Here is a 16,408-nt window from a genome sequence, read left to right as displayed (position 1 = left end):
CCTCCTCTACGGAGACGTGCCGGCCTCGCCAGAAGGTGCGGCAGTTCGTCTCCTCATCGTGTAATCAATTGTCTTGCTGTCATAGTATATGGGTACTTCTTCAGATTGACTCGAATGGGGAGAATCCATACTCCGCACCTCCTTTGATTGGTTTCGTTTTAAAGGCATAAAAAAAGCCTTCGGGATTGAAGGTGAAAGAAGCACGGCAAAAAAAGCGTGCGGGCGCCTTCAATCGTAGAGCTTTAGCACTGTATGGCATAGGACAAGCATCCAGCTGCATTAAAAATCACCTTATGTCGATGATTTCTGTTGACCCATTGGCGTCTTTGGACATTTTTGGGCAGCAGCGTATCTCCATACAGGAGCCTCACCTAACGAAGTTCCTAATTGAATTGACACACTGAGATTACAGAAAAAAATAAGCTGTGTCAACTCAAAAAAGTAATAAATGCGCTTACATCACAATTACGGAACAAAACAAGGGCCTAAGCCCTTATTCTGTTGTTTGTGTCTCGTCATCTTCAGAAAGCAAATGATACGTTTCATGAAGAAATAAGGCGTACTCTCCTTCCTTCGTCGGATGAGGGACATATTCAGCCTGATTGATGTATTGCTCCTCTTTCTTTTCCATGCGTTTCGCCTCCTTTTCTACTTAGATTGTCCAAAAGAAGGTTTCTTATCATGAAAAACCCCCGCTGCAGCGGGGGTTTTGATTAGTCATCTATCTCCTGTTTGATAATGCGTCCATCTTTTGCGGAAATTTCAAATTCTGTCTCAGTTCCTTGCTTCGTTTGGATTTCCATTTCATAGATGTAAGCACCGTCATCTTCGTCAAGCTTACTTTCTGTTACGGTTCCGCCTGTTTGCTTTAAAGCAATTTCTTCAGCTTCTTCTTTGGTTATGGTGACTTGTTCTGCTTTCTCCTTTAACGGGTCATTAAGCGCTTGTTTTGTATGAATATCTACATAAACGTCGTAGTCTTCACCTTCTTTTTCAATCTCCACTTCATAGACTTCTTTGCCGTTGTAAAGGTCTCTGTCAATGTCTTCTACTGTGCCGTCAACAACTGTTTTAGCAATTGCTTCTGCTTCTTGTTCAGTGAGTGCATCCGTCTTAGAAGAAGCCTGTCTGTTTTCATTGTTTTCTTTGGCAAACGCGTTATAGCTGAATCCTCCGGCCGCTAGGCATCCTGCTAAAAGACCGACCATCCATTTTTTCTTGAGCATTTGTGAGTCCTCCTTTGTTTTGTATGAGTACAGTTTACACACTCAACATGAAAGGAAAACGAGAGCAAGATGAGAATTTGATGAGAAACCGTCAGTCTTCATACACAATGTTAGCTACCTTTCCTGTGTAGGCATTGATTTTCACTGTCGCTTCCTTATTATCAGGAAGATCAACGTCCACTTCAAAGATGAGAGTGCCCTCACTTTCTTCGAGATCTGCGTCATCCGCTGTTCCGCCCGTTTTTCGCTCTGCAATTGTTTTGGCTTCTTTTTTCGTAATCGGCGTTTTTTGTTGATCTTTGCTGCTGATTTGATCGGCAGACAAGACTGTTTTTGCCTGCATGTCTACCTTCACTTCGTATGTTTTTCCATCTTCTTTTTGTATGGTATAAGTGGCAACTCGACTTTGTCGTGTTTGTTTTTTGACCGTTCCCGGCACCCGCTCAAGCGCGAGATGCTCGGCTTCTTTTTCTGTCATGGCAGATGGATTCACTGCTTTTACTCTATTCATTGAAAGAATGTCAGCCGATATTGCGTCTGCTTTTACAAAGTAAGTTCCCTTTTGATTTTCAAGCGTTATATCATATGTTTTTTTATCCTTTGATTGTGTTGCTTTCGTGACCTTGCCTTCATAAGAGGATTCGACTTTTTTTACGACAGTCTCCTTTGACAATACGTTCTCATGGGTTTGCCGAATGATGAGAAACGTACAGATGATGACAACTAAAATGGCTGCTGCGGCAAAAGATACTGTTTTTATTGTTTTAGTCATCGGCCTCCCCCATTCTGTTCGCTGAATTGCATGGTGACAGCTGTTCCTTGTCCCGGCTTGCTTTTGACAGACAGCTCAATGCCATGCTCATCGGCGATTTGCTTGGCAATGGAAAGGCCTAAACCCGTTCCGCCTGTTTTTCTGTTTCGTGCTTCATCTGCCCGGTAGAACCGTTCGAACAAATGCGGGATATGCTCCTCAGGTATTCCGATGCCTTCATCCCTCACTGATAGAAACGGCCGTCCATTCCTCGTTCCGGCTGACATCTCAATAGGCTTTTCACTATACTTTATTGCATTATCAAGCAAAATGGTCAACAGCTGCTTGATGCGTTCTTCATCAGCCTTTACAAGCAGGCTCTCTTTATCTGTTTCAAGCAATATGTCACGCTGATAAACGGACTGGAGCGTTTGCATAACCGCCCGCGCCGCTTCAATCAGATCGATTGTTTTCAGATCAAGCTCAAGCTCTTGATGACTTTTGGCCAGCGCCAAAAGCTGATTGGTCAGTTTTTTCATATGCACCGCTTCTGAGTGAATGGCTTCTATCGACTCCTCAAGCACCTCCGGCTTTTTTGCACCCCACCGCTTCATCAGGCTGCTGTAGCTTTCTATAATGGTGAGCGGCGTTTTCAATTCGTGTGAAGCATCTTGAACAAATTGCTGCTGTTTATCATAGTGCTCCTTCAGCATCATTGCCATTTCATTAAATGTCAGCCCCATTTGATACAATTCATCGTTGGACTGTCCTTCTAAAGAAATCGTTTTAAATTCTTTGTCTCGCTGTATGTCTTTCATTGTGATCATTAATCGTCTGATCGGATTGATGATTCGGCGGGCTAGCAAGCTGCCTGCAAAAAAAGAAGCAATGCAGACAGCAGCACTTGCAGCGATTAAGATGATTTTCAACAGAAACAGACTCTCTTCTGTGTTCTCAAGCCTTTCAACCAGCTGAAGAGACACCACTTGTCCATCGGTCCAAATCACCGGAACAGCAGCCTCGGCAAACAGCTTGCCGTCATGTTTCCTCACATCTGCCTTTTCTCCGCTATGAAAAGAGAGAGGAAAATCTTTATAGGCTTTTTCTTTTGTGATCGTCATAACGGCTTTTTGATCACCATTCACTACACGCACCATGCCATTTGCCGGAAGATAGGCCTGCAGCATATCCTGCAAAGCCACTCCTTCTGTTTCAGCGGCACGCAGCGCTTCGGCAATGTTATCCGTCTCATCAGCAAGCCGGGATGCATCCTTTGATGTCAGCGCAGACGAAAAAATGAGATAGACTGCGGTATGCACCAAAATTAATAAAATCAACAGTGATATTGATGTGTATAGATGAATCTTGGTCTTCAGCTTCATCGTTTACCCCTTAATGGCATAGCCGACCCCGCGAATCGTATGGATCAGCTGTTTTTCGTAAGGATAGTCCAGTTTTTTTCTGATGTATCTTATGTAGACGTCCACGACATTTGTATCACCGATATAATCAAATCCCCATACCGAGCTTAGAATTTGCTCCCGTGTCAGCACTTGCTGCGGATGCTTTAGCATATAGACGAGCAGATCAAATTCCCGCGGCGTTAATTCCACCTCTTTGTCTCCGCGTCTCACTTCACGGGTTTTTTCGTTCACCCGCAAATCATCATATGTAAGAAAGGTGCCGATATCTTCAGTTTTTGTTCCATTTTGCCGCAGCGCCGCCCTGATTCTCGCAAGCAATTCCTCGATTTCAAACGGCTTGGTGACATAGTCATTTGCACCGATGTCCAGACCTGTTACCTTATCAGGAATACTGTCTCGCGCCGTTAATAATATGACCGGTGTCTGTTGATCCCTTTTTCTCAAGCGGCGCAGCACTTCCAGTCCGCTAAGCCCCGGAAGCATGACATCAAGAAGCACCAAGGAATACCCGCCCTCCGCTGCCGCATCCAGACCTTCTGTGCCATTTTGTTTGATGGTGACGCTGTATCCTTCATATTCCAATTCAAGCTGAAGAACCCTGGCGATTTTTTCTTCATCTTCCACAATTAATATGTGTCCTTTTTCCAAATTTGATCATCCTCTCCCGTCCCTATTTGAAAAAAATGATTTCGTTGTTTACAAAATGATTCTTATCATCTATTATGATGTCAAAATAAAAAATTGTATACGGAAAGCACTAGGGGTGCTGTTTTGGCTGAGATAAAGCGCGAAAGAAACGCGCTTTGATCCCTTATGACCCGATCTGGATAATACCAGCGTGGGGAAGTGCAGGTTGACCGAATGGTGTATTTTTGTGTGCGCTTAATCGATCTATGACTGCATATTCCCTTAGGATATGCAGTTTTTTATTTTACCAAAAAAACAGGAGGTCGGAGAAATGGAGCATATTTGCGGTACAAGCAGAATCGCCGGTTTTCGCTTCTCTTTATATCCGTTGACGGATGATTTTATCAGTGTGATCAAGTCTGCGCTGAAAAAAACAAATACATCCAAGGTTTGGACGAAAACCGACCATATCAGCACGGTGTTACGCGGATCGATTGATCATGTATTCGATGCTGCAAAAGCCATTTACCTTCATGCAGCAAACAGCGATAAACACATCGTCATGAACGGCACGTTTTCCATTGGATGCCCGGGTGACACACAGGGGGATACATATCTTTACAAAGGTGATAAGCGTGTCAATGATGATGCTGTCCGAGGCTTGAAGGCGGAAGCGCCGTGCCAATTTGCCCTTTATCCAATGAACGAGCCGGATTATATGGGATTGATTATGAAGGCTGTCGACATCGCAAAAGCCCAAGGCACTTTCGTACAGAGTGTCCATTACGCGAGCGAGCTTGACGGGGATGCGCCTGACGTATTCAGCACATTGGAAGCCGTTTTCCGCATGGCCGAGCAGCAAACAAACCATATCACCATGACTGTGAATCTTTCGGCTAACAGTCCATCAAGAAAAAACAGAAAGCAGGGATAAAATGAAAAGCTGGAAAGTAAAAGAAATTGTCATCATGTCGGTTATCAGTATCGTATTTGCCGTTGTTTATTTATTATTTACACATTTCGGAAACGTGCTTGCAGGTATGTTTGGGCCAATCGCCTATGAACCGATTTACGGCATTTGGTTTATCGTTTCTGTGATCGCCGCGTACATGATTCGAAAACCGGGTGCGGCGCTCGTTTCTGAAATCATTGCCGCTCTCGTTGAGTGCCTGCTGGGAAATCCGTCTGGCCCGATGGTCATCGTCATTGGCATTGTTCAAGGACTCGGGGCTGAGGCTGTGTTTCTTGCAACACGCTGGAAAGCATACTCTCTCCCTGTCCTTATGCTGGCCGGTATGGGGTCTTCAGTAGCCAGCTTTATCTATGATCTCTTTGTTTCTGGCTATGCAGCCTATTCACCAGGTTATCTGCTCATTATGCTTGTGATCCGCCTCATTTCCGGCGCGCTTTTGGCGGGGCTTCTCGGAAAAGCTGTCAGCGACTCTCTCGCTTATACAGGTGTGTTAAACGGAATGGCACTCGGAAAGGAACTGAAAAAGAAACGGAAGCGGGCGTCAGAACATGCAAGCCTTTGATGAGCTTCTGACGGTTGAGCAGCTCAGCTTCTCTTATGAAGAAGACGAGAAACCGGTTTTTCAAGACATTTCGTTTGAGCTTCAAAAAGGAGAATGTGTTTTATTATTAGGACCGAGCGGATGCGGCAAAAGCTCGCTCGCCCTTTGTTTAAACGGTCTATATCCGGAGGCTTGCGACGGCGTTCAGTCCGGACATGTCTTTCTATTTCAAAAGCCGGTCACAGATGCTGAAACCTCCGAAACGATTGCTCAGCATGCCGGGGTCGTTTTTCAGGATCCTGATCAGCAGTTCTGCATGCTGACGGTGGAGGACGAAATAGCGTTCGGGCTGGAAAATCTGCAAATTCCAAAAGAAGAAATGACAGAGAAAATCAACGCCGTATTAGAAAAATTACGCATTACCCATTTAAAAGAAAAAATGATCTCAACCCTTTCAGGAGGACAAAAGCAGAAAGTGGCTCTCGCCTGTATTTTGGCGATGGAGCCTGAGCTTATTATTTTAGATGAGCCGACCTCTCTTTTAGACCCTTTCTCAGCGCGGGAGTTCGTTCATCTGATGAAGGATCTTCAGCGGGAAAAAGGTTTCAGCCTCCTCGTCATTGAGCACCAGCTTGATGAATGGGCGCCTTGGATTGAGAGAACGATCGTACTCGACAAATCAGGCAAAAAGGCGCTGGATGGCCTGACGAAAAATCTATTTCAGCATGAAACGGAGACACTAAAGAAATTGGGCATCGCCATTCCAAAGGTCTGTCATCTGCAGGAAAAGCTGAGTATGCCGTTTACTTTATCAAAAGAGATGCTGTTCAAAGAGCCTATTCCTGCCGGGCGTGTCAAAAAGAAGAAAGCCCCTCCTGGGGAGAGTGTGCTTGAAGTCAGCAGCCTTTCGTTCGCGAGAGGACAGCAGGCGATTTTCAAAGACATCAGCTTTTCGTTGCGCGAAGGCTCTTTAACGGCGCTTGTCGGTCCGAACGGAACTGGAAAATCGACGCTCCTATCAGTTCTGGCCCGTCTCATGAAACCGCAAAGCGGCAAAATCCTTCTCTATGATCAGCCGCTGCAGAAATATAAAGAAAAAGAATTGCGTAAACGGATGGGATTTGTTTTTCAAAACCCTGAGCATCAATTCGTCACCGATACGGTATATGACGAGCTTCTGTTCGGCCAGAAAGCAAATGCTGAAACTGAGAAAAAAGCGCAACACCTGCTGCAGCGTTTTGGTCTTGCGCATTTGGCTGATCATCATCCGTTTGCGATCAGCCAAGGGCAAAAACGGCGACTGAGCGTTGCTACTATGCTCATGCATGACGTAAAGGTTTTATTATTAGACGAACCAACCTTTGGCCAGGATGCCCGCACGGCGGCTGAATGCATGGAAATGATTCAGCGTATCAAGGCAGAGGGAACCGCTGTCCTTATGATTACACACGATATGGAGCTAGTCTCTTCGTATGCTGACAGCGTGCTTGTGCTTCACGATACAGGCCTGGCCTTTGACGGATCTCCAGCGCAGTTGTTTTCTCAAGAAACAGGGCTTGTTCAAAAAGCAAAGCTCACCCTTCCCCTTCTATATGAATGGATGGCATTTCAAGAGGAGGTGCGTGATGAAGCAGCCGTTACATCTCATTAATCCGACTGTGAAAGCGGCGGCGGTTTTTTGTTGTGTCGTCATGCTGTCGTTTATTTACAACCCATACACTCCGGCATGTTTTTATATCATCATCGTTGCGGGCGTTCTACTGGCGGCCGGAATCCCATTGAAAAAATGGTTGTTGTTTACGATTCCGTTTTTGATTTTAGCATTCGGATGCGTGTGGACAGCCGCAGTTTTTGGAAAAGTGCCGACAACACCGGATAATTTTTTGTTTCAAGCAGGCCCTATCTCAATTAACAGCGATAATGTGTCTGTCGGCATCTCTCTCGGGTTTCGTATTTTATGCTTTTCCGCCTTATCGATGATGTTTGTTTTTACAACCGATCCGATTTTATTTATGCTGAGCCTTGTCCAGCAGTGCAGGCTCTCACCAAAGCTCGCGTACGGTGTCATTGCAGGCTTTCGCTTTCTTCCGCTGTTAAAGGATGAGATCCAGCTGATTCAGCAGGCTCATAAAATCAGAGGAGGAGCGGCGGAGAGCGGCATCATTAAGAAAATCAGTGCGTTAAAACGATATACCATACCGCTATTGGCAAGCGCCATCAGAAAAGCGGAACGGACAGCGCTTGCGATGGAATCGAAAGGTTTTACAGGAAGCAGAAACCGGACATATTATAGGAAATTGAGCGTGAACCGGCGCGACTGGGTGTTCTTTTGCCTCGTCCTCTTATTATTCGCGGGATCCTTTCTCGTATCTTTATGTTTCGCATCATAAAAAATCCGCTATCACAGATAGCGGATTTTTTTATTGATGATAGTTTAATGCTTGGGCAAGGTTGGTTTTAATGGTAATATTCGAAAAGTCAATCCCCAGCTGTACAGCAGTTTGCGCAATTTCAGGCCTGATTCCTGACAGGGTTGACCGGACACCGATCAGATTAAGCGCCTCAATCAATTTAAAGATCTGGTGCGCCACCATCGTATCCACCACAACAACACCTGACAGATCGATTAACAGATGCTCCACACGTCTTTTCGCACAAGCTTGAAGCGTGTTTTCCAGAATAAACTTCGCCCGTTCGGTATCAATGTCACCGACAAGGGGCAGCAGAGCTGTTGATTTGCTCAGGGTAATGACAGGTGAGCTTAGTTCCAATATCATTTCTCTTTGGGCGTTTAATTGCTGCTTGGCATTCATTTCAGCGTGATCAACGAATGTATATATGGTGAAATCAAATACTTTTACAATCAAATCAGCCCATTTTTGCTTCTCTCCCGGTTCAAACGCTGACTCATTTTCTTCTGCGAACTTCTCAAAATACTTCGTATATAATCTCCTGTTTCTCATAAACTCCCGAATGACATACTGAACCGGTGTGTCGAGATGTTTTTGATCGTTGGTCAGCTCTATGACCCACTCTTGAAACTCTTCGAGAAATTGTTTTTCCGGTAAAACATACATGTAATTCAGATGCCGGTAAAACTCTCTGTCCTGCTCTTTCAATTCTTCCGTTACTGTTGCATTATGTAGGGCGTAAAGCGAATTCGGATCACTTTCCTCCATCGTTTCAATCCATTCCTCGGCCATTTGTTCCACATGCTCTGAAAAAAATGCATATAATTTTTCATTCAGTTTCATGACACTGCTCCTTTCCCCAACACTATTATAACTTGACTTACAGTTGAATCCCAGTCATACACGCCGAAGCCATCCAATATTTTGAAGATTACTAATTCTTTGGTGTGTATCCTATTTTTTCAAAATGCTTCAAATGGCTCTGTCCGAGCGCTTGCTTTTTTCATATAATATGAGGCAACACCCTTGAATCCACTTGAAAGCATAAAAAAGGAGGGCTTTTTTATGAATGGTGAAATCCGCTTGATCCCGTATGTGACGAATGAGCAGATCATGGATGTAAACGAGCTTCCTGAGGGCATTAAAGTGATTAAGGCGCCAGAAATGTGGGCAAAAGGGGTAAAAGGCAAAAATATTAAAGTTGCTGTATTAGACACGGGCTGCGACACAAGCCACCCTGATTTAAAAAATCAAATCATCGGCGGAAAGAACTTCACGGATGACGACGGCGGCAAGGAAGATGCGATTTCCGACTACAACGGACACGGCACACACGTCGCCGGAACGATTGCAGCTAATGATTCAAACGGAGGCATTGCCGGAGTCGCGCCTGAGGCAAGCCTATTGATTGTGAAGGTTCTTGGCGGCGAGAATGGCAGCGGACAATACGAATGGATAATTAACGGCATCAACTACGCGGTGGAACAGAAAGTCGACATCATCTCAATGTCCCTTGGAGGGCCAAGCGATGTGCCAGAGCTGGAAGAAGCAGTGAAAAACGCAGTCAAAAACGGAGTACTTGTCGTTTGTGCAGCGGGAAATGAAGGTGACGGCGACGAACGCACAGAAGAGCTTTCCTACCCCGCAGCTTATAATGAAGTGATTGCAGTTGGATCTGTTTCTGTAGCGCGAGAATTATCAGAATTTTCTAACGCGAATAAAGAGATTGACCTTGTGGCACCAGGAGAAAATATCTTATCCACCCTTCCCAACAAGAAGTACGGTAAGCTGACCGGCACTTCAATGGCTGCCCCTCATGTCAGCGGTGCGCTTGCTTTAATCAAAAGCTATGAAGAAGAATCATTTCAAAGAAAGCTTTCTGAATCTGAGGTTTTCGCACAGCTAATCCGCAGGACACTTCCTCTTGATATTGCAAAAACGCTGGCAGGCAATGGATTCCTGTATTTAACAGCTCCTGATAAGCTCGCAGAAAAAGCAGAGCAATCACATTTGTTGACCCTATAAGATTATTTTTCTTATATAATATACACCACATCATGTAAATAAAAATTTCAAATTCTATGTTGACAATGAATTTGAATTACTGTTAAGATTACCAACAAATGATTCAACTTTTCAAAAAATTAATAACATTTTCTCTTATCGAGAGTTGGGCGAGGGATTGGCCTTTTGACCCCAACAGCAACCGACCGTAATACCATTGTGAAATGGGGCGCACTGCTTTTCGCGCCGAGACTGATGTCTCATAAGGCACGGTGCTAATTCCATCAGATTGTGTCTGAGAGATGAGAGAGGCAGTGTTTTACGTAGAAAAGCCTCTTTCTCTCATGGGAAAGAGGCTTTTTGTTGTGAGAAAACCTCTTAGCAGCCTGTATCCGCGGGTTAACGAGAGTGTTTTACATATAAAGGAGGAGAAACAATGACAACCATCAAAACATCGAATTTAGGATTTCCGAGAATCGGACTGAACCGGGAATGGAAAAAAGCACTTGAAGCGTATTGGAAAGGCAGTACTGATAAAGATACGTTTTTGAAGCAAATCGACGAACTATTTTTATCCGCAGTAAAAACACAAATTGACCAGCAGATTGATGTTGTGCCTGTTTCTGATTTCACACAGTATGACCATGTACTCGACACAGCAGTCAGCTTCAACTGGATCCCGAAACGTTTCAGACATTTGACTGATGCTACCGATACATACTTCGCTATCGCCCGCGGAATCAAAGACGCCGTATCTAGTGAAATGACAAAATGGTTTAATACAAATTACCATTACATCGTTCCGGAATATGACGAGAGCATTGAGTTCCGTCTGACAAGAAACAAACAACTCGAAGATTATCGCCGGATCAAACAGGAATACGGTGTGGAAACAAAGCCTGTGATTGTCGGCCCTTATACGTTCGTTACGCTTGCTAAAGGCTATGAACCGTCTGAAGCAAAAGCGATCCAAAAACGCCTTGTGCCATTATATGTACAGCTTTTGAAAGAGCTTGAAGAAGAAGGTGTAAAATGGGTTCAAATCGATGAGCCGGCGCTCGTTACCGCCACTAGTGAAGATGTCCGCGGTGCAAAAGAATTATTTGAAAGCATTACAAGTGAGCTTTCATCCTTGAATGTGCTTTTGCAGACGTATTTTGATTCTGTTGATGCTTATGAAGAGCTGATCTCTTACCCGGTTCAGGGAATTGGCCTTGATTTCGTTCACGACAAAGGCAGAAACCTGGAACAGCTTAAAACACATGGCTTCCCGACAGACAAAGTGCTGGCAGCCGGCGTTATCGACGGACGCAACATTTGGAAAGCGGACCTTGAAGAGCGTCTCGATGCCGTTCTTGATATTCTCAGCATTGCAAAAGTTGATGAACTGTGGATTCAGCCTTCCAGCAGCCTGCTGCATGTTCCAGTAGCGAAACACCCTGATGAGCATTTGGAAAAAGACCTATTGAACGGATTATCCTACGCAAAAGAAAAGCTGGCCGAGCTGACAGCTTTGAAAGAAGGTTTAGTATCAGGAAAAGCGGCGATCAGCGAAGAGATTCAGCAGGCTAAGGCTGATATCCAGGCGCTTAAACAGTTTGCAACAGGCGCCAATTCTGAACAAAAGAAAGAGCTTGAGCAATTAACTGATAAAGACTTCAAGCGTCCGATTCCGTTTGAAGAACGTTTAGCCCTGCAAAATGAATCTCTCGGCCTTCCGCTTTTGCCGACGACAACGATCGGCAGCTTCCCGCAGTCTGCTGAAGTGCGGAGCGCACGCCAAAAATGGCGGAAAGCTGAGTGGTCCGATGAACAGTATCAAAACTTTATCAATGCGGAAACAAAAAGATGGATTGATATTCAGGAAGAATTGGAGCTTGATGTCCTTGTTCACGGCGAATTTGAACGGACAGACATGGTCGAATACTTCGGTGAAAAGCTGGCCGGTTTCGCCTTCACTAAATATGCCTGGGTTCAATCATACGGCTCACGCTGTGTCCGCCCGCCAGTCATTTACGGAGATGTTGAATTTATTGAACCGATGACAGTGAAAGACACAGTCTACGCACAGTCATTGACTTCCAAGCATGTAAAAGGAATGCTGACGGGCCCGGTTACAATCTTAAACTGGTCTTTCCCTCGAAACGATATCTCGAGGAAAGAAATCGCCTTCCAAATCGGGCTTGCCCTTCGCAAAGAAGTTAAAGCGCTTGAAGACGCAGGCATTCAAATCATTCAAGTCGATGAACCAGCGCTGCGCGAAGGCCTTCCATTGAAAACCCGCGATTGGGATGAGTATTTGACTTGGGCGGCAGAAGCATTCAGATTAACCACTTCTTCCGTGAAAAACGAGACACAAATTCATACACATATGTGCTACAGCAACTTCGAAGATATCGTTGATACAATCAATGATCTTGATGCCGATGTGATTACAATCGAACATAGCAGAAGCCACGGAGGATTTTTAGATTACTTAAAAAACCACCCGTATTTGAAAGGGCTTGGCCTTGGTGTATATGACATTCACAGCCCTCGTGTGCCGTCAACTGAAGAAATGTACAATATTATCGTTGATGCGCTTGCCGTCTGTCCGACTGACCGCTTCTGGGTAAATCCAGACTGCGGATTGAAAACAAGACAGCAGGAAGAAACGGTTGCAGCATTGAAAAATATGGTTGAAGCCGCAAAACAGGCAAGAGCACAGCAGACACAGCTAGTATAATTTGAAAAAACCATCTGCATTTGGCAGATGGTTTTTTTCTATAATACAGCCACAATCGGTTTCTTATTTAGCAAATCCCCCAATTACTTTGTTTATTTTGCACTTTTTTAAGAATGTTCTTTGCATTCTTTTCGGCTATACTAATAACACTCTATTGACAGGAGGGATTGGGATGAATCATGAAACGTTCTTAAAACGGGCTGTCACTCTCGCATGTGAAGGAGTGAATGCAGGAATCGGCGGGCCTTTTGGAGCCGTTATCGTGAAAGACGGAGCCATTATTGCAGAAGGACAGAACAACGTCACAACAAGCAATGATCCGACTGCCCACGCGGAAGTCACAGCTATTCGAAAAGCCTGTAAGGTGCTAGGAGCATACCAGCTTGATGACTGCATTTTGTATACGAGCTGTGAACCATGTCCAATGTGCTTGGGCGCCATCTACTGGGCCCGGCCTAAAGCCGTTTTCTATGCAGCTGGGCACACAGACGCTGCCGAAGCCGGGTTTGATGATTCATTCATTTATAAAGAAATTGATAAACCTGCTGAAGAAAGAACGATCCCCTTTTATCAAGTGACACTAACAGAGCATTTATCCCCGTTTCAAGCATGGCGGAACTTCGCCAATAAGAAAGAATATTAAAAGGATCAGGCATGCACGTCCTGGTCCTTGTTATTTCTCCAAGTAGCCGCTATGCCCTGTGCAAATACAAAACAGCAATCATGCGCGCCGGAATTCAGCTTGGCAGACACCGAGCCAGCCGCTCCCTTCATCTGTAACTTTTGGTTTAAAGGCTTGCTTCAAACGCTTCTCTGACGTTTTATCAAAAATCTGTGCCCGCCCCGCATGCTCCGACACCAAAAAAACATCCTGAGAACACTCAGGATGCCGGTCATTATTTTAATTCTAGTTTTACATCAACATTTCCTCTGGTTGCCTTTGAGTAAGGACAGAATTCATGAGCGGCGTTGACAAGCTTTTGTGCCTTTTCCCGATCTAAATCTTTCGTGTTCACAACAAGTGTGACACCGATTTTAAACCCGCCGTCGCTCTCATCCTTCATGAGGCTGACCTGCCCTTCAATCTCCGAATCAATTTCGATATTCTGCTCTTTGGCTACGTGTTCGAGCGCGCCGCCGAAGCATGCAGCATACCCTGCCGCAAAGAGCTGTTCCGGATTTGTGCCGGTTTGTCCTTCTTTTTTGGCATTTGGCATGACAATATCAAAATCAAGAACACCGTCATCTGATGTAATATGTCCTGCCCGTCCGCCTCGCGCGGTTACTTTTGCTGTAAATAGTGCCATATTTCCCAACCTCCTTATTTGTATCTAGTTGTTATATTTCCCTTTCTGATCTTTTTAAACATGCTATGTTTGCCGAGAATAGGAAAAGTGAGGTTTTTCAGATACAATAGAATCGAATGACAAAAAAGAGTTGGTGAACAAAATGGAAAATAAATTTGATCATATGAAATTGGAGAATCAGCTTTGTTTTTTGCTATATGCGAGTTCGCGGGAAATGACAAAGCAATACAAGCCGCTGCTTGATAAGCTGAATATAACATACCCTCAATATTTGGCTTTGCTATTGTTATGGGAACATGAAACGCTTACTGTCAAAAAAATGGGCGAACAGCTGTATTTAGATTCAGGGACGCTCACTCCGATGCTTAAACGAATGGAACAACAGGGTTTGATTACGAGAAAAAGATCTGAAGAGGATGAGCGGTCTGTGTTGATCAGCCTGACAGAGGACGGAACATTATTAAAAGAAAAAGCGGTTGACATTCCAGAGACAATTCTGGGGCTCTCAAAGCAGTCTGGGGAGGATCTCAAACAGTTAAAATCCGCTCTATATACATTGCTGGAAACACTTCATCAAAAAAATTGAGGATGCCTTGTACAGGCATCCTCTTTTTATTTATTCAGCAACTTCAAGTGTCACATCAATATTTCCGGAGGTTGCTTTTGAGTACGGGCAGACGCCGTGCGCTTTTTTCACAAGCGCCTCCAATTCTGATGCACTGACTCCTTCTCCTTTTACTTGCAGCGTCACACCCAGCTTATAGCCCTGGTCCGCTTCATCCTTTAACAGGCTAACATTCGCTATAACCTCTGTCTCTACTTTTACCCGTTCTGTTCTTGCGACAAGCTGCAGGGCGCTGTCAAAGCAAGCTGCATAACCTGCTGCAAACAGCTGCTCTGGATTTGTCGCTTTTTCTAATTTCTTGGCTCTCGGTGTCCCCGGCATTGCGACATCAAGCTCAAGAACGCGGTCTGATGAAATGACCTTTCCTTCTCTTCCTCCTACCGCTGAAACAGTTGCTGTAAATAATGGCTGACTCATTTTTCATTCCCCCAATATATTTTATACAATTAAATTGTACACAATTAAATTTGAAATGTCAATTTTTCTCGTATAAAAAAGCTTATCTCGTAATGAGATAAGCTTTTTCATTGAACATTGCCCTGCTATTCACGGATTTGCCCAGTTCCTTTAATGATGTATTTTGTAGAAGTCAGTGCAGGAAGCCCCATCGGTCCTCTTGCATGAAGCTTTTGCGTGCTGATGCCGATTTCGGCTCCGTAGCCGAATTCAAAGCCGTCGGTAAAGCGGGTTGACGCGTTATGATAGACAGCGGCAGCATCGACAGCCGTTTGAAAATATGCCGCGTTTTTGTCATTTTCAGTTAAAATCGCTTCCGAATGATTGGTGCCGTATTGTTGGATATGCTTCACAGCTTCTTGGACGTTTTCAACCGTCTTTACGCTGAGGACAGGCGCTAAAAATTCGGTTTCCCAATCTTCTTTTGATGCTTGTTTGCTTGAAGGATGAAGTTCACATACCAATTCATCACCCCGAATTTCAACTCCCACGTTTTCCAGCTGGTCCAGCAATTCTCTCCCGTGCTGTCTTGCCCAAGCCTTGTGAATCAGCAATGATTCAATCGCGTTGCATACGGAAGGGCGCTGCGTTTTGGCATTTACGACAACCTTTTCTGCCATTTGCGGTTTGGCTGTTTCGTCAATGAATATGTGGCAGTTTCCTGCTCCCGTTTCTAATACAGGAACTGTTGATTCTCTCACAACGAGATCAATCAGTTTCTTGCCTCCGCGCGGAATCAATACGTCTAAGCCATCATTTAACGTAAAGAGCTCTTTTGCTGTCTCTCTGCTCGTATCCTCAATCAGCTGCACAGCGTGAATCGGAAGCGCTGATTGCTCAAGTGCTCTGTGAATGACACTGACGAGCGCTTTGTTGCTGTGGATGGCTGAGGAGCTTCCCCGCAGCACAACCGCGTTCCCTGTCTTCAGGCAAAGGGTAGCCGCATCAACTGTGACGTTTGGCCTCGCCTCATAAATCATTCCTACGACACCAAGCGGCACACGGATTTTTTCAATAAACAGGCCGTTTTCTTTTTCAATCGTTTCAAGAGAGTCGCCGATTGGGTCCGCTAAGTCGATTAAGAGCTCCACCGCGTCCGCGATATCGCGTATACGTTTCTCATCCAATGTGAGACGGTCAATGATGTCCGGTGTTAAACCATTCTCTTTTCCGTTCACAATGTCTTTTGCATTCTCCGCCAAGAGAAAATCCAGTTCTTTGCGGAGTCCGTTTGCAATGAGGCTGAGCGCCTCATCCTTCTCGGCTGTTGTTTTCATGATCATTTCGGCTGCTGCTTCTTTCGCCAGCTTCGCTTTTACAGAAACTTCACTCATTTTT

General features: G+C 44.8%; 18 protein-coding genes, 1 pseudogene and 3 riboswitches. Of the genes and pseudogenes, 8 read left to right on the top strand and 11 right to left on the bottom strand.

All coding sequences use genetic code 11. The annotated features are described in order from the left end of the window. Positions 1 to 6 precede the first annotated feature (6 nt). The 6 genes from NSQ16_RS07205 to ykoG all read right to left on the bottom strand — a co-directional run bounded on the left by NSQ16_RS07205 (position 7) and on the right by ykoG (position 4,049). Positions 7 to 129 carry a hypothetical protein gene (locus tag NSQ16_RS07205; RefSeq protein WP_009967087.1) on the bottom strand — a complete coding sequence of 41 codons (123 nt, stop codon included), beginning with the start codon at positions 127 to 129 and terminating at the stop codon, positions 7 to 9. A 91-nt stretch (positions 130 to 220) separates the two neighbouring features. Beyond that, positions 221 to 386, bottom strand: a riboswitch (M-box (ykoK) riboswitch). A gap of 107 nt (positions 387 to 493) precedes the next feature. Further along, complete coding sequence (locus NSQ16_RS07200; protein WP_003218541.1) at positions 494 to 631, bottom strand: transcriptional regulator SplA domain-containing protein; 138 nt, start codon at positions 629 to 631, stop codon at positions 494 to 496. An 82-nt stretch (positions 632 to 713) separates the two neighbouring features. After that, positions 714 to 1,226, bottom strand: coding sequence for a PepSY domain-containing protein (locus tag NSQ16_RS07195; RefSeq protein WP_032721406.1), 513 nt, complete (start codon positions 1,224 to 1,226; stop codon positions 714 to 716). Positions 1,227 to 1,317: 91 nt separating this feature from the next. Next, positions 1,318 to 1,998, bottom strand: coding sequence for a PepSY domain-containing protein (locus tag NSQ16_RS07190; RefSeq protein ID WP_128737789.1), 681 nt, complete (start codon positions 1,996 to 1,998; stop codon positions 1,318 to 1,320). Beyond that, positions 1,995 to 3,359, bottom strand: a complete 1,365-nt coding sequence (gene ykoH / locus NSQ16_RS07185; protein ID WP_339232646.1) for a two-component system sensor histidine kinase YkoH — start codon at positions 3,357 to 3,359, stop codon at positions 1,995 to 1,997. Before ykoH ends, NSQ16_RS07190 begins: the two co-directional genes overlap by 4 nt. A 3-nt stretch (positions 3,360 to 3,362) precedes the next feature. Next, positions 3,363 to 4,049 (bottom strand): two-component system response regulator YkoG, encoded by a 687-nt coding sequence (gene ykoG, locus NSQ16_RS07180; RefSeq protein WP_085186165.1) that lies wholly within the window; start codon positions 4,047 to 4,049, stop codon positions 3,363 to 3,365. A gap of 101 nt (positions 4,050 to 4,150) precedes the next feature. After that, positions 4,151 to 4,263, top strand: a riboswitch (TPP riboswitch). Positions 4,264 to 4,359: 96 nt separating this feature from the next. Here ykoG and thiU point away from each other — a divergent pair. The 4 genes from thiU to thiX are packed head-to-tail and all read left to right on the top strand — an operon-like array spanning position 4,360 to position 7,932. Continuing rightward, entirely contained in the window at positions 4,360 to 4,962 is a 603-nt protein-coding gene (gene thiU, locus NSQ16_RS07175) for an HMP/thiamine ABC transporter substrate-binding protein ThiU (RefSeq protein ID WP_106610739.1), read from the top strand. A 1-nt stretch (position 4,963) separates the two neighbouring features. Continuing rightward, positions 4,964 to 5,563, top strand: a complete 600-nt coding sequence (locus NSQ16_RS07170; RefSeq protein ID WP_003232554.1) for an ECF transporter S component — start codon at positions 4,964 to 4,966, stop codon at positions 5,561 to 5,563. After that, on the top strand, positions 5,550 to 7,193 hold the full coding sequence (locus NSQ16_RS07165; protein ID WP_106610740.1) for an ABC transporter ATP-binding protein: 1,644 nt from the start codon (positions 5,550 to 5,552) through the stop codon (positions 7,191 to 7,193). Before NSQ16_RS07170 ends, NSQ16_RS07165 begins: the two co-directional genes overlap by 14 nt. After that, positions 7,168 to 7,932 (top strand): HMP/thiamine ABC transporter permease ThiX, encoded by a 765-nt coding sequence (thiX, locus tag NSQ16_RS07160; RefSeq protein WP_029317696.1) that lies wholly within the window; start codon positions 7,168 to 7,170, stop codon positions 7,930 to 7,932. Before NSQ16_RS07165 ends, thiX begins: the two co-directional genes overlap by 26 nt. Positions 7,933 to 7,962: 30 nt before the next feature. Here the strand turns inward: thiX and rsbRB are convergent, their stop codons facing one another. Continuing rightward, positions 7,963 to 8,796, bottom strand: coding sequence for an RsbT co-antagonist RsbRB (gene rsbRB, locus NSQ16_RS07155; protein ID WP_003232560.1), 834 nt, complete (start codon positions 8,794 to 8,796; stop codon positions 7,963 to 7,965). 222 nt (positions 8,797 to 9,018) lie between these two features. On the opposite strand from rsbRB, the gene isp reads away from it, so the two are divergent. From isp to guaD, 3 genes are all read left to right on the top strand, one after another. Continuing rightward, positions 9,019 to 9,978: a serine protease Isp gene (isp, locus tag NSQ16_RS07150; protein ID WP_106610741.1), complete on the top strand. Its 960-nt coding sequence runs from the start codon at positions 9,019 to 9,021 to the stop codon at positions 9,976 to 9,978. A 132-nt stretch (positions 9,979 to 10,110) separates the two neighbouring features. Further along, positions 10,111 to 10,266: riboswitch (SAM riboswitch) on the top strand. Positions 10,267 to 10,393: 127 nt separating this feature from the next. Beyond that, a complete protein-coding gene (metE, locus tag NSQ16_RS07145; RefSeq protein WP_327836629.1) occupies positions 10,394 to 12,682 on the top strand; it encodes a 5-methyltetrahydropteroyltriglutamate--homocysteine S-methyltransferase in 2,289 nt (762 codons plus the stop codon). A gap of 172 nt (positions 12,683 to 12,854) precedes the next feature. Further along, positions 12,855 to 13,325: a guanine deaminase gene (gene guaD / locus NSQ16_RS07140; RefSeq protein ID WP_230488555.1), complete on the top strand. Its 471-nt coding sequence runs from the start codon at positions 12,855 to 12,857 to the stop codon at positions 13,323 to 13,325. A gap of 49 nt (positions 13,326 to 13,374) precedes the next feature. Here the strand turns inward: guaD and NSQ16_RS07135 are convergent. Together NSQ16_RS07135 and NSQ16_RS07130 are read right to left on the bottom strand one after the other, a co-directional pair. Next, positions 13,375 to 13,544, bottom strand: a pseudogene (locus NSQ16_RS07135) (hypothetical protein). Between the two features lie 34 nt (positions 13,545 to 13,578). Then, positions 13,579 to 13,989, bottom strand: coding sequence for an organic hydroperoxide resistance protein (locus NSQ16_RS07130; RefSeq protein ID WP_230488556.1), 411 nt, complete (start codon positions 13,987 to 13,989; stop codon positions 13,579 to 13,581). Positions 13,990 to 14,131: 142 nt separating this feature from the next. Between NSQ16_RS07130 and ohrR the strand changes: the two genes are divergently transcribed. Beyond that, on the top strand, positions 14,132 to 14,575 hold the full coding sequence (gene ohrR / locus NSQ16_RS07125) for an organic hydroperoxide resistance transcriptional regulator OhrR (protein ID WP_033884981.1): 444 nt from the start codon (positions 14,132 to 14,134) through the stop codon (positions 14,573 to 14,575). 30 nt (positions 14,576 to 14,605) lie between these two features. Here the strand turns inward: ohrR and NSQ16_RS07120 are convergent, their stop codons facing one another. Beyond that, on the bottom strand, positions 14,606 to 15,031 hold the full coding sequence (locus NSQ16_RS07120) for an organic hydroperoxide resistance protein (RefSeq protein WP_144453078.1): 426 nt from the start codon (positions 15,029 to 15,031) through the stop codon (positions 14,606 to 14,608). 125 nt (positions 15,032 to 15,156) lie between these two features. After that, positions 15,157 to 16,404: a glutamate-5-semialdehyde dehydrogenase gene (proA, locus tag NSQ16_RS07115; RefSeq protein ID WP_229762408.1), complete on the bottom strand. Its 1,248-nt coding sequence runs from the start codon at positions 16,402 to 16,404 to the stop codon at positions 15,157 to 15,159. Positions 16,405 to 16,408: the final 4 nt, after the last annotated feature.

The sequence above is a fragment of the Bacillus sp. PS108 genome (genome assembly GCF_037963335.1).
Classification (GTDB): Bacteria; Bacillota; Bacilli; order Bacillales; family Bacillaceae; genus Bacillus; species Bacillus subtilis.
The sequence above is the reverse complement of the archived record's forward strand: the minus strand, read 5'-3'. Positions and strand labels throughout refer to the sequence as shown.

What these genes read in the sequence shown, in the direction of transcription:
- NSQ16_RS07170 (WP_003232554.1), top strand. Translation starts at nt 4,964, where the DNA reads ATGAAAAGCTGGAAAGTAAAAGAAATTGTCATCATGTCGGTTATCAGT.
- ykoH (WP_339232646.1), bottom strand. Translation starts at nt 3,359, where the DNA reads ATGAAGCTGAAGACCAAGATTCATCTATACACATCAATATCACTGTTG.
- NSQ16_RS07195 (WP_032721406.1), bottom strand. Translation starts at nt 1,226, where the DNA reads ATGCTCAAGAAAAAATGGATGGTCGGTCTTTTAGCAGGATGCCTAGCG.
- thiX (WP_029317696.1), top strand. Translation starts at nt 7,168, where the DNA reads ATGAAGCAGCCGTTACATCTCATTAATCCGACTGTGAAAGCGGCGGCG.
- NSQ16_RS07205 (WP_009967087.1), bottom strand. Translation starts at nt 129, where the DNA reads ATGGATTCTCCCCATTCGAGTCAATCTGAAGAAGTACCCATATACTAT.
- ohrR (WP_033884981.1), top strand. Translation starts at nt 14,132, where the DNA reads ATGGAAAATAAATTTGATCATATGAAATTGGAGAATCAGCTTTGTTTT.
- isp (WP_106610741.1), top strand. Translation starts at nt 9,019, where the DNA reads ATGAATGGTGAAATCCGCTTGATCCCGTATGTGACGAATGAGCAGATC.
- proA (WP_229762408.1), bottom strand. Translation starts at nt 16,404, where the DNA reads ATGAGTGAAGTTTCTGTAAAAGCGAAGCTGGCGAAAGAAGCAGCAGCC.
- metE (WP_327836629.1), top strand. Translation starts at nt 10,394, where the DNA reads ATGACAACCATCAAAACATCGAATTTAGGATTTCCGAGAATCGGACTG.
- NSQ16_RS07190 (WP_128737789.1), bottom strand. Translation starts at nt 1,998, where the DNA reads ATGACTAAAACAATAAAAACAGTATCTTTTGCCGCAGCAGCCATTTTA.
- rsbRB (WP_003232560.1), bottom strand. Translation starts at nt 8,796, where the DNA reads ATGAAACTGAATGAAAAATTATATGCATTTTTTTCAGAGCATGTGGAA.
- NSQ16_RS07120 (WP_144453078.1), bottom strand. Translation starts at nt 15,031, where the DNA reads ATGAGTCAGCCATTATTTACAGCAACTGTTTCAGCGGTAGGAGGAAGA.
- thiU (WP_106610739.1), top strand. Translation starts at nt 4,360, where the DNA reads ATGGAGCATATTTGCGGTACAAGCAGAATCGCCGGTTTTCGCTTCTCT.
- NSQ16_RS07165 (WP_106610740.1), top strand. Translation starts at nt 5,550, where the DNA reads ATGCAAGCCTTTGATGAGCTTCTGACGGTTGAGCAGCTCAGCTTCTCT.
- guaD (WP_230488555.1), top strand. Translation starts at nt 12,855, where the DNA reads ATGAATCATGAAACGTTCTTAAAACGGGCTGTCACTCTCGCATGTGAA.
- NSQ16_RS07200 (WP_003218541.1), bottom strand. Translation starts at nt 631, where the DNA reads ATGGAAAAGAAAGAGGAGCAATACATCAATCAGGCTGAATATGTCCCT.
- NSQ16_RS07130 (WP_230488556.1), bottom strand. Translation starts at nt 13,989, where the DNA reads ATGGCACTATTTACAGCAAAAGTAACCGCGCGAGGCGGACGGGCAGGA.